This is a genomic window from Marinilabilia rubra, assembly GCF_003121985.1.
Lineage (GTDB): Bacteria > Bacteroidota > Bacteroidia > Bacteroidales > Marinilabiliaceae > Marinilabilia > Marinilabilia rubra.
In genome coordinates, this window is sequence record NZ_QEWP01000021.1 from 29,734 (window position 1) to 42,142 (window position 12,409).

Annotated in this window: 9 protein-coding genes; 7 read left to right on the forward strand and 2 right to left on the reverse strand. The window is 43.2% G+C overall.

Annotated elements, in window-relative coordinates; all coding sequences use genetic code 11:
* Nucleotides 1-101: 101 nt before the first annotated feature.
* Nucleotides 102-872 carry a DUF481 domain-containing protein gene (locus DDZ16_RS17945; protein WP_109265866.1) on the reverse strand — a complete coding sequence of 257 codons (771 nt, stop codon included), beginning with the start codon at nt 870-872 and terminating at the stop codon, nt 102-104.
* Nucleotides 873-1,389: 517 nt separating this feature from the next.
* On the opposite strand from DDZ16_RS17945, the gene DDZ16_RS17950 reads away from it, so the two are divergent.
* Nucleotides 1,390-2,592: a pyridoxal phosphate-dependent aminotransferase gene (locus DDZ16_RS17950; protein WP_109265867.1), complete on the forward strand. Its 1,203-nt coding sequence runs from the start codon at nt 1,390-1,392 to the stop codon at nt 2,590-2,592.
* A 133-nt stretch (nt 2,593-2,725) separates the two neighbouring features.
* On the opposite strand, the gene DDZ16_RS17955 is transcribed toward DDZ16_RS17950, so the two are convergent.
* Complete coding sequence (locus DDZ16_RS17955) at nt 2,726-3,298, reverse strand: flavodoxin family protein (RefSeq protein ID WP_109265901.1); 573 nt, start codon at nt 3,296-3,298, stop codon at nt 2,726-2,728.
* Nucleotides 3,299-3,778: 480 nt separating this feature from the next.
* Here DDZ16_RS17955 and DDZ16_RS17960 point away from each other — a divergent pair, with 480 nt between their 5' ends.
* The 6 genes from DDZ16_RS17960 to DDZ16_RS17985 all read left to right on the forward strand — a co-directional run bounded on the left by DDZ16_RS17960 (nt 3,779) and on the right by DDZ16_RS17985 (nt 12,316).
* Nucleotides 3,779-4,834, forward strand: a complete 1,056-nt coding sequence (locus DDZ16_RS17960) for an efflux RND transporter periplasmic adaptor subunit (protein WP_109265902.1) — start codon at nt 3,779-3,781, stop codon at nt 4,832-4,834.
* 11 nt (nt 4,835-4,845) lie between these two features.
* On the forward strand, nt 4,846-7,917 hold the full coding sequence (locus DDZ16_RS17965) for an efflux RND transporter permease subunit (RefSeq protein WP_109265868.1): 3,072 nt from the start codon (nt 4,846-4,848) through the stop codon (nt 7,915-7,917).
* A 12-nt stretch (nt 7,918-7,929) separates the two neighbouring features.
* On the forward strand, nt 7,930-9,222 hold the full coding sequence (locus tag DDZ16_RS17970) for a TolC family protein (RefSeq protein ID WP_232526809.1): 1,293 nt from the start codon (nt 7,930-7,932) through the stop codon (nt 9,220-9,222).
* An 11-nt stretch (nt 9,223-9,233) separates the two neighbouring features.
* On the forward strand, nt 9,234-10,322 hold the full coding sequence (locus DDZ16_RS17975) for a sensor histidine kinase (RefSeq protein WP_109265869.1): 1,089 nt from the start codon (nt 9,234-9,236) through the stop codon (nt 10,320-10,322).
* Entirely contained in the window at nt 10,312-11,103 is a 792-nt protein-coding gene (locus DDZ16_RS17980) for a LytR/AlgR family response regulator transcription factor (RefSeq protein ID WP_109265870.1), read from the forward strand. Before DDZ16_RS17975 ends, DDZ16_RS17980 begins: the two co-directional genes overlap by 11 nt.
* A 433-nt stretch (nt 11,104-11,536) precedes the next feature.
* Nucleotides 11,537-12,316, forward strand: coding sequence for a lipopolysaccharide kinase InaA family protein (locus DDZ16_RS17985; protein WP_109265871.1), 780 nt, complete (start codon nt 11,537-11,539; stop codon nt 12,314-12,316).
* Nucleotides 12,317-12,409: the final 93 nt, after the last annotated feature.

Consider the following 12,409-nt stretch of genomic DNA (forward strand, 5'->3'; position numbering starts at 1 on the left):
ACCTAATGAGTGAATGAGTGAGTGAGTGAATGAGTGAATGAGTGAATGCAATTCCACCATTCTACCCCCTACTCCATGCCCCATGCTCCATGCTCTCTGCCCTAAAACTGCCATTGAAACGAATTGCTTACTGTATAAAACAAGTTATCCACCTCCGGAGGTGCCAGGTTATCATATTCAAGTTTAACAAACAACCCGAAGTTGAACTTTTTAGATATCTTCAGATTAAGCCTTGTTTCACTCCAAATTCTGAAATCGGCCGGATCGGAATAATCCGGTTCATAATAAGTAGTGTGATTAAAACTGGCAGAAGGACTGATTTCCCAGTCCATACTGCCCATTGAACTGAACTTCACCAGACTTTTGCGTCTTTCATAATCAGTGTGTTCGTAAAGCTCATTAAGGTAAATGGTGTAACCCACGATGAAAAAGGAAAATTTTTCGCCATCGGCGATGTTGAAACGTGGCCCACCACCAACGATGTAACGGTGTTTCAGACTTTTCACCCGGTTGTACTGGTATTGCAAAAAACCTTCTGCTATGATAATCTTATCAGGCACCCAGTAGTTGTATTTCAGCATCAGGCCACCATTGTTTACATTTCGCTCCCCACCTACCTGGTTAAAACCAATATCGGTTGAAAACAAATAAGTATTCAGGTCATCGTTGTACTGAAGTTTCAGTCTGGAATTCAACTGTTTTTGATCGGTAGTGGTATGAATAAAATTAAACCCGAGATTGAATGCCCCCTGAAGTCCCTGATTGGGATTACGGGTCCTTCTCTTATCGATGCTCACAATCTGGGCTTCGGTCAGAGCCAGACCTGCAAACATAAGCATCAGTGCAATGGTACAAATACGAAACAAACGCATGATCAGAAATTTGAGCTTTAATAATGAAAATAACGGGTTCCAAATTTACCTAAAAAAGAACAGGGAACAAGAGAGAAGACGGATGGCATGGGGTAAAAGGTAAAGGGAACCAGGTGACAGGTGCAACGGATTGAATCCGTCGTTAAAAACCATACCGAAAAAAGGATATAAAAACTAACATCCATTACCTACGAAACTTTTCGTTATTCTAAGAATTTTTCTACCGACATTTTGTCCCTCCGGAACTTAGAGTAAGAATTACCCAAAACCCGCAACAAAGACTAAGACATTCTTAGTGAGTGTCCATAAATTCCCATTTACCGTGTTACGCTTGTAAATGAAACTTTCTGGACACGCACAAAAAAACCTTTGCAGGAATTAGGAATAAAAAGGTTTGCAGCTACAGCTTTTAATCGTCCCCCTCACAATTCCTAAAAAAAGCTAAAAAGTATGCAAAGTGTCATTATCTTTGTTCGCTTTCAATCCTAACTTTGTAGGAAACAAAACAGCAGCGATTATGCCAAAAATCTCAAACCGGGGCAGCGAAATGCCTGCTTCACCCATACGAAAATTGGTTCCCTACGCTGAAGAAGCCAAAGAAAGAGGAACCCATGTCATCCATCTTAACATTGGACAACCAGATATATTTACGCCTGAAGTAGCATTAGATGCCGTCCGGAATCTCACGGACAAAGTGATTGAATACAGTCACTCGGCAGGCAATGAAACATACCGCCGGAAACTGGCTTCTTATTACCAGTCAATCGGCATCAATGTAGACCACACCGAATTGCTTATCACCACAGGTGGATCGGAAGCACTGACATTTGCCTTCCTGAGCTGTCTCAACCCCGGTGATGAAGTGATCATTCCGGAGCCTTTCTATGCCAATTACAATGGGTTTGCCACTTCAGCAGGCATCAAAATTGTTCCGGTAACCTCTACCATCGACAATGGGTTTGCATTGCCTCCGGTTAGCGACTTTGAGAAGCTGATTACTTCACGCACCAAGGGTATCGTGATTTGCAACCCCAACAACCCAACCGGGTATCTTTATTCAAAAAGTGAAATGGAAGAGATGCGCGAACTGGTATTGAAGCACGATCTTTTCTTCTTTTCGGATGAAGTATACAGGGAGTTTTGTTACGACGAGCACAAACACCTGTCAGTCATGCATCTGAAAGGACTTGAGGAACATGCCGTGATGTTCGATTCGGTATCCAAACGTTTTAGTGAGTGTGGTGTAAGAATTGGTGCTCTGGTTTCCAAGAACAAAAAACTGATTGAAACCGCCCTGAAGTTTGGGCAGGCCAGACTGAGTCCTCCGGGGCTCGGACAAATAGTTGGTGAAGCATCACTTGATACACCACTCGAATACTTCACGTCGGTTTACAAAGAATACATTCAGCGAAGAGATTTTCTGGTAGAGAATCTCAATAAAATTCCCGGAGTAGTTTGCCCCATGCCAAAAGGAGCTTTCTACACCATGGTGAAATTGCCGGTGGATGACTCCGATAAATTCTGTCAGTGGATTTTGAGCGACTTTGAATTTGAAGGCAAAACAGTGATGATGGCCCCCGGAAGCGGTTTTTACAGCACGCCCGGTAACGGCAAAAACGAAGTGCGAATTGCTTATGTCCTCAACCGCGAGGAACTTGCGAACGCTATTGAAGTGCTCCGCGTTGCGCTGGAGGCTTACCCCGGGCGAGTTAGTGAGTAGTTTAAAGATATAGTCATCAGAATACGAAAGAAGTCAGCCGGGAAAAGTTAAAGATCTTTTATTCCGGCTGACTTTCCTGTTTTATATCCAAAAACGTCTTTCCCCTTTAAAACCCATTGTCTATAACTATCTGCTATCCCAGCTTCTCCATCAACCACGCCATATTGGTTCCCAGGTTACGCATGGTCTTCAATCCTTCCTCATCGTTGAGAACATCTCCCTTTTCTTTTCCGTAACCTACGTTCCAATAGGTTGAGCCGGGAATAATCATCTCCCCTATCAGGAAAAAGCGATTGATGCTGTCGAAAGCGGTCATTCCACCTGCACGACGAGCCACGACAGCAGCAGCACCAACCTTCCGTCGCAACGGATTGCCCGCGCCACGGGTAGCATATCCGGCCACGTCAATCAAAGCTTTCATTTCAGTAGTAATGTCAGAGAAATAAACAGGAGACCCTAAAATAATTCCATCAGCTTCCACCATTTTGTCAATACACGCATTAATGGCATCATTTTCCATGTGGCAATGCCCGTCTTTGGCAGTGCGACATTTGCCACAAGCAGTACATCCTTTCACATCTTTACCCCCCAGGTGGATCAGTTCGGTGTCCACCCCTTCTTCTTCAAGGGTTTTAAAGGCTTCTTTGATCATTAGCTCTGTATTGCCACCCTTACGAGGGCTGCCATTGATTGCGACTACTTTCATATTTTGATTATTTATTGTTTGCAAAAAAACGACAATTGCTGCATTATGCCTGTCTTCAAAACAGTCATCCCGAAGCATCGGGACTCCTGTTTTCAGATATCTCAAGCCTTGCAACTGAAGCCATCTTGTAAGCAAAGATGAAACGAGCATGCAAGGGTTGTCACCAAAGAACATACATAAGCTTTAATCATGCGAGTTCCATTCGGCCAATAATATTAACAAATTTTACACGAATGAAAAACATGAGTATTCTTGCTGGTTCAAAAACAGGAAAACCTCCAAAGTAGCACAAAGGTAGAAACATCTGTCCATCCTGAAAAGTTATTTTAACCTGTCCGCACATTCATCAATTCAGTTAAACCGGTCATTTTTCCGATTCAATTTTAATTAACTGCGATTCCCCATCTCAGAGGCAATGTCCATTTTAATGACACTTACATTTGCTCCGAAAATGTGAGAACCATCAATAAAAAAGGAAAAATGAGAACTTCATTAATGACATTATTTTTTACCGGTTTGGTTATCCTGAATACCGGATGCAGCAGCACTGAACCGGAACAGAAGAAGGAGGCCAGATACGTAAAGATTGAAGAGGTGCAGCCTCAAATAACTGCCAATGCCAAAACATTCAATGCCGCTATTGAAGAAAACCGTAAATCCTCGGTGCCCTTTCGGGTAGGAGGACCTTTGGAAAAAATATTTTTCGATGAAGGTGATTTTGTTAAAAAAGGGCAAATATTGGCTCAACTGGACAAACGCGACTTCAAAACCAGGCTTCTGGCAGCAGAAGCTCAATTCACCCAGGCAAAGGGAGAATTTGAAAGATACTCACAGCTCTATGAGCAAAACAAATTGCCGGCCAACACCTATGAAAAAATAAAGTCTGCTTATCTGGCAGCCAAAAGTAACTGGGAGAATGCCAGCAATGCTCTTTCCGACACCAGACTTACAGCACCATTTTCGGGTTTTGTGTTTCAAAAACTCATTAATAACCATGAAACCATTGCGCCCGGCCAACCGGTTTTAATTCTCATTGACACCAATACCCTGGAGGTCAACTTTGGTGTTCCTGAGTCGGTTGTTAACACCCTGAAAGAGGGACAAGAAGTCGGCATCACAGTAAATCATCACACTGACAACCGCCATTCGGCCACCATCCATTCGATCAGCCACAAAGCGGGCGACGACAGATTATTCCATGTGCGCCTGAAAATGAAAAACCCGGATCCTGAAATTATTAAACCCGGAATGACAGCAAAGGCTATTGTTGCAGAAACAGAATCAAAAAAATCGTCCCGGCCGGTTGTTCCAACCGAAGCTATTTTCTACTCCGGCAATCAGCCTAATGTCTGGATCTTCAATGAAACCAACAACCAGGTTTCACGCAGACCAGTAACCACCGGACTTGTCAACGACGAGGGAATGATTCAGATAGCAAAGGGGATACAGCCCAATGAAAAAATTGTGACAGCCGGGGTACACTCTCTTCTTGAAGGCCAGAAAGTAAAACCTTTATCTCAAAATACTTCATTTTAAATTAAAGACGGATGTTAGAGAAATTACTTCATAAAAAATCTTTACTCATCACTCTGTTCACCATCCTTGTTATTGGAGGAATAGGGTCATTTTCCGGCTTGAGCAAACTTGAAGACCCCGAGATACCGGTCAAAGCGGCAGTGGTGATTACGCCTTACCCCGGAGCCTCGGCTGAAGAAGTGGATCTTGAAGTGACCGAGCCCATGGAAGAAGCCATTCAGAAGCTCGAAAACATAGATTTTATAGAATCCCGCTCTCTGCCCGGGATGTCCCAAATAACCGTCACATTGGAAGGATATGTTACAACTGCCGAATTGCCGCAGATATGGGATCACTTGCGTCGTAAAGTCCATGATGCCCGGTCTTCACTGCCTCAGGGGGCAAGTGAGCCCATTGTCAATGACGACTTTGGTGATGTATACGGCATTTTCATGTCCATCAGCAGCGATGGTTACTCTTACCAGGAGCTGAGTGATTACACCGATTTTCTGAAGCAGGAAATTCTGGAAGTAAAAGGGGTCAAACGCATTGAAGTGATCGGCCGGCAAACCGAGGTAGTCAACATCGCTTTCTCAGCAGAAGAATTTGCTCATCTGGGAATAAACCCGATGGCCATTGTACAAACACTCAACGATGAAGGAGAAGTAGTAGATGCCGGATCTGTTGTATCAGGTGCTGAGCGTATTCGGCTAAATGTAGGCACCAAATTAAGATCTCTGAAGGAGGTTCAGGATCTGAATATTTTCACCCATGATGGCAGAAGCTTTCGGTTGGGGGATATCGCCGATATTTCCAAAGGTTTTTATCGCCCCAGACAAAGCGGATTAACCTTTAATTCCATGCCGGCTCTGGGTTTAGCCATTGCCATGGAATCGGGCGATAACATCATCAAACTGGGTGAGCGGGTAGATGTCAGACTGACTGAATTGAAGGCAGAAATCCCCATCGGAATTGAGGTTCATAAAATCTACGACCAGCCATCAAAAGTACAAACAGCGATCAGCGATTTCTCCATAAACTTACTGGAATCGGTACTCATTGTTATTGTGGTCCTGTTGATAGCAATGGGATTCAGAGCGGGGTTACTCATTGCCAGCAGTCTGGTGTTCACCATTCTCAGTACTTTTATCGTCATGGGCTTCATGAATATGACGCTCGACAAGGTCTCTCTGGCAGCCATTATTATTGCTATGGGGATGTTGGTGGACAATGCCATTGTGGTGGTAGACGGCATTCTGGCCGACATGCAAAAAGGCATTGAACGGCACAAGGCATTTGTACTGGCGGCCAAACAAAATGCCCTGCCACTTATCGGAGCAACCGTCATCGCCATACTGGCATTCATGCCACTGGCTTTTAACACCACCGCTGCCGGTGAGTTTATGAAACCATTATTCTATGTATTGGCCATTTCGCTCACTATGAGCTGGGTACTGGCCATGATTCAGGCCCCTTTTATGGCATCCCTGTTTTACCGTAAAGATAACCCCCACAAGAAGCAGGGCGAAAATCAGGAAGACATCTATTCCGGTGGGTTTTATCGTTTCTTCAAAAAAACCATCCGGTTTGCCCTGTGGCACAAATCGCTGGTAGCAGCTGCAACAATTGTTATACTGGTGATTTCTTTCTGGGCATTTCGCTTTATTAATAAAGATTTCTTTCCGGTAGCCAAATACAATCAATTCATGGTTGAATACCACCTGCCCGACGGAACCGATATTTACCAGGTAGAAAAAGATCTGGCCCAGATTCAGAAAACCCTTCTTACATGGGATGAAGTCACCAAAGTAACGAGTGCTTTGGGCAGTTCCCCGGTTCGTTATACTCTGTCGCGGCCCATGAACAGTTTCAATCCCGGCTATGGCGAACTAATTGTGGAAACACACACCTTTGACGAAGCCATGGTTTTAATAGAGCGAATTGAAAAAGAAATCGGTAAAGAATACCCCAATGCCACGATAAGATGTCGCCAATATTCTTCCATCGGAGGAGATTATAAGATCCAGGCTATGTTCTCAGGCCCGGATCCCGGGATATTGAGAAATCTTGCAGAAAAAGCCAAAGATATAATGGCGCAAGAGCCCACAGCCATTTTCGTCAACGACAACTGGGGTAACAAAGTAAAAAATCTGATTCCTGTTTACGCCCCTGAAAAAGCAAGACCCCTTAACATTTCCAGAAGTTCTATGGCCTCTGCCCTTTCAATTGCTTCGGAAGGAATGCCGGTCGGCACATATTACGAAGATGACACGCAACTGCCCATGGTTCTGAAACTGGCTCCATCCCTTTCAGAAAATCCTTCTGATATCGGATCGGTTCCTGTTTGGGGCAATTATTCGCAAAGCAGCGTGCCTTTGGGACAAATAACCGACTCTCTGAGTCTTGAAGGGCGAAACTACCTCATTTGTCGTTACAACGGAATCAGAGCCATCAAGGCCCAGTGTGACCCCGTTAGAGGCAAGACAGCGCCCCAGGTAATGGAAAAAATAAAAGGCAAAATTGAAGCCATCGATTTGCCCGAAGGTTACAAGCTGGATTGGGAAGGCGAGATAAAGGCTAACAAAACAGCCAACCAGGCCCTTGCACAGAATTTACCACTGGCCTTGTTGCTGATGGTGCTCATTACCATTGCGCTGTTTAATAACTTCAGACAACCGGCTCTAATATTCCTGATCGTTCCGCTGGCCTTCATCGGAATCATTGCAGGTTTCCTGATTACGCGTCTCAATTTTGGCTTTTTGGCCATTATCGGAGGGCTCGGACTGATTGGGATGATGATTAAGAACTCGGTTGTACTGCTTGATCAGATCAATATTGACATCAACAGCGGAAAAGATAAACTCACCGCTATCATTGGCGCCACTGTTTCAAGGGTACGCCCGGTGATGATGGCCTCCCTCACTACCATTTTGGGTATGTTCCCATTGGTGTTTGATGAAATGTTCCAGGGAATGGCCGTCGCCATAATGTTTGGTTTACTTTTCGGAACAGTCATCACACTCATAATTGTCCCCGTACTTTATGCCGTTTTCTATAAAGTAAATACACGCTCTTTGTCACATCATGACGAGGATAAAAAATAAAATTGATTAGAAATGATGCTGAAAAATACAATATATATATCACTGGTCACGATTTTATTATCAGGATCGGGATTTGCCCAGACCCCGCTAACGCTTGAGAAGTGCAGAAACGAGGCATTGGCCAACAACAAGCAAATTCAGTCATCGGGGCTTCAGGTAAAAAAAGCTGAGGCCTCCGTAAAAGAAGCCGGAACCGCCTATCTACCATCGATCGATGGTAGCGGAAGTGCCATGTATATCCCCAATCTGGAGGAACTAAAGCAATTTGGATTTGATCGTGAAAGCCTGGAACTTTACCAGGCTCAGATAACGGCACAGCAAGCGATTTATGCCGGAGGAAAAGTGAGACTTTCCAATAAAATGGCTCAAAAAGGGGTGGAAATTGCCAAAAATGCCCAGGTTAAACAAAACGCCGAGATCATTTTACAAACCGATAAAGCTTACTGGAACCTGGTGGCCATGCAGGAACAGAAAAAAGTGGTTGACCGTTACACCGAAGCTCTGGACTCTCTGGAAGAGCAATTGCAAGCCAGTTATGATCTGGGCCTGATTCCTAAAAGTGAAATTTTGCAGGTGAGGGTAAAGAAAAATGAAGCGGAAGTCACTGCCATTGAAGTCAAAAATGCCATAAGGTTATTACAGATGAATCTTGCCCAAACAATAGGTCGCCCTCTTGATGAGGCAATTGTTGCCTCCCAGGAGCCGATACTCACGCAAAAAAAGACAAGAAACAAGAATAACACCTCCGATGAGGGGGCCGGCAACCGTCCTGAAATAAAAATTCTGAAGAATAGGGTTGATCTGGCAAGAATGGAGAAAAAACTCACACGTGCCGATTATCTTCCACAGATCGGAGCCCAGGTAAGCTACGGCTATCTGGAAGCTCCTGACATTTCCCCCGGTTCATGGCAACTCAACGCCGGCGCCAGCCTGTCTATCCCCATAATTCACTGGCGGGAGAAAAAACACAAAACTCAAAAAGCCGAAATCAGCCAACAAATGGCTAAATTAGAGCTCCAAAATACCAGAGAGCTGGTCAATCTCGAAATCAGTCAGACCCGTCTGAAGCTTGAGGAAAGTACCGAGAAAATCCAGTTGGCCCGGAGGAATCTGGCCGAAGCCACTGAATCACTCTCTGAGGTTGAGATTAGCTATAATGCGGGATTAAATACCATTACCGACCTGCTCAACGCACAGGCAGCCCATCAAAGAGCGCGGGCCTCTCTGGTGCAGGCCAGGTCGGATTATCAGATTTTTAAAGCATCCTGGATGAAAGCCACAGGAAAGCTTGGAGTTACCAATTAAAGCCATGTTGAATGACCAAAAGAAACCTCAAATATCATTCATGTTTTGACAAAGATCAGATGCCAAAAAAAATTGCTTTATACAAGCGGCTCATCGCTGAAATTCTGGCATCTGTGTTTTTCACGTTTCTCATAGTGATCATCAATCAGAATACAACCCTGGATGAAGTAAAGATTCCGGGGGTATTTTTCAGCATTTTGGTATTTGTATTTCTAAGTGAGGGCATCTTCATCTTTGATTCACTGATTGCAAGAAAGTATCCATGGCACGAAGCTTTAAGAAAAAGAGTGGCCTCCCTTTTAGTTTTCGCCCTGCTTTGGCTGGGGATTACCGGAGTATTGGCCACCCTGGCACGGCCTTATTTTGACATCAATCATAAACCGGGAGAACAAGTTGACTTTGTGCTGGGACTCACCATCCTGGTATTATTCATTACCATTTACGTTTTTGCTCTCATTGCGTCAAACTACCATAAAACACTCAGGTTTTTTATTCTTGAGAATGAAAAGCTGCGTCAGGAAAAGTTAAAAATGGACTATTTTGCCCTTCAGGATCAGCTCAATCCTCATTTTCTTTTTAACAACCTTAGTACCTTAATGGCTATCATACCAGATAATCCTCAAAAAGCGCTCTCTTTTACTGAAAATTTCACGGATGTTTACCGCTACGTTCTAAAAAGTTCAAAACACAAACTGGTAACCCTTCGGGATGAAGCAACTTTTATCCAATCCTATCTTGGCCTTCACAAAGAGCGACTTGGAGACGGCTTCAGCTATGCCATGGAAACAACAGAAGAAGATACCTCAAAACTGCTGCCTCCTTTAAGTTTACAGTACCTTGTTGAAAATGCCATCAAGCACAACATAGCCACAGAAACCAGGCCACTGGCGATTTCAATTTCAACGGCCGGCAACCGGTTAATGGTTTCCAATAACTATCAGCCCAAAACCTCGACTTATTCTACCAACACAGGTCTCGACAATCTGAGAAAGAGATATGAGTATCTTGCCTTAAAGGATCAGGTAGAAATCATTAATGCCAGTGATACATTTACGGTCTCCATCCCTTTAATAGACAAAAATCAAGGATATGGATTATAAAATATTAATAGTAGAAGACGAGCCTCTGCTTTCTGCGGCTTTGCGAACAAAAGTTGAAACCCTCCGTCCTGAATGGAATGTTGAAGAAGAACTGAGAACTGTAGCAGACACAGTAGACTGGATTAAGTCAAATCCGGGACCTGCTCTCATTTTTATGGACATTCAACTGGCCGATGGGGTTTGCTTTTCCATTTTCGAGCAGGTTGATGTCACCAACAAAGGCATTATTTTCACCACGGCTTATGACGAGTATGCAATAGAAGCTTTTGATGTAAACAGCATTGCCTATTTGCTAAAACCCATAAAAACAGATGCCTTAAAACAGGTTTTTCAAAAAGTTGACAAGGTGATTGAGATCATGAACCAACAGTTCAATCTGGCCCCCTCTATCGACTACAGCAAACTGGCTGAAGAGGTGAGCAACCTTCAAAACAAATACCGTAAGCGAATGATGGTATCGCGCGGAGATGGCTACAAGCAAGTACCGGTTGACGAAATTGCCTTCTTTTCAGTCGATGAAAAGCTGACTCAGGCCACAACATTTAAACAAAAAGAATACATTGTGGATGTCACCCTCGGCGATCTGGAAAAAGAATTAAATCCGGAAGTTTTTTTCAGGGTTAACCGACAGTTCATCATTAACATTGATGCAATAGAAAAAGTGGAGCATTATTTTGGCAGCAAATTATTCATAAAACTGCTGCCTAATCTAAATCCCGCCCGTAAAGTAATTGTGAGCAGAGACAAAGCCTCACAGGTTAAACAATGGTTGAATCAATAATAAAACCAACCGGTTCATCCCCCTAAAGGGGCAACTCATCCTCCTCTTTTCATAATTGGAGATTTTTTTTTCACTCAGCAATTTCTTAAACCATATCTTTATATAGAACTCATACAATGAAGCCTGTTTCTTTTAGAAGAAGAAGGCAACATGAAAATTAAAACAACATGTCAGTAGTGCAATAAAACGAATGTTTGTTTTTGTATGAAGTCTATTTCCTTTTTAACCGGAAAACACTTAAAGGTTGTGTTTTCCGGTTTTTTATTCCCACAAACGGGGCTTCATTAAATCCCGCCTGCTAATCAGCATCACTTCAACCTGAGTTATAGTATGACCATCTGCAGTTTTCGGCGGTTGATTGATTAATCCGAAAAGATAACGATCAATAATCCGAAATTTGAAATCCCATTCTACACATCAAATATTACAGCTCATGCAAACAATAAAAATTGAATCACGCCTCCCCGGATTAGGACATTTCCTTAAAAACCTTCCAATTTTTTTTGAGAAAGAAGGTATAACCTTGAAAAAAGGACGTAATGAAATAAAAATATTTGATTACGGAGAGTTCCGACTTTGTGTAAAAGCCTTTAAGAAAGTGACAATTTTCAATCGTATGATGTATTCATGCTTTCGAAAAACCAAAGCTCAGAGATCCTATGAAATTGCCAAAAAACTTCTCCGGAAAGGGATTGATACGCCTCAACCACTTGGTTATATAATTGTCAAAGGGAAATGGGCCATCATCCGCCAAAACTATTATATATCAATTTTCAACAACCATCATTTCACACTATCAGATGTGCTCAACGGGAAACACCCGAAAGATCAGGAGCAAATTTTAAAGGAATACGCAGAATGGATGGCTCTGGATATTCATCCCAAAGGAATACTTCATGAGGACATGAGCGCCGGAAATGTGTTAATCATTAAAAACGAAAATGGGAATTTCTCATTTTCCTTAATTGATCTCAACCGGATAAAAATAAAGAAACGCATATCGCACCGACAGGGAATACGCAATTTGCGAAAAATCAACAACCGACCGTCGGTTTTGGCCTTTCTTGCCGAGCATTATGCATATGTTGCAAAGGGTAACCCGGGCCGATATGCCTTCTTCCTTATTGGCAGCCAATTACTTTTTGCCCATATGCGCCGCATCACTAAAGGTTTTCTTCACAGCCTGGCTCCCAAAAAAGAAATAAGATGCTGACACCTTTCATCTTCATTATCACACCAGATTATTCAGGTCTTCATCAGCGTTTTAAAAGTCTTACGTGATAAGATGATTCTTTTCTCCCTTGCA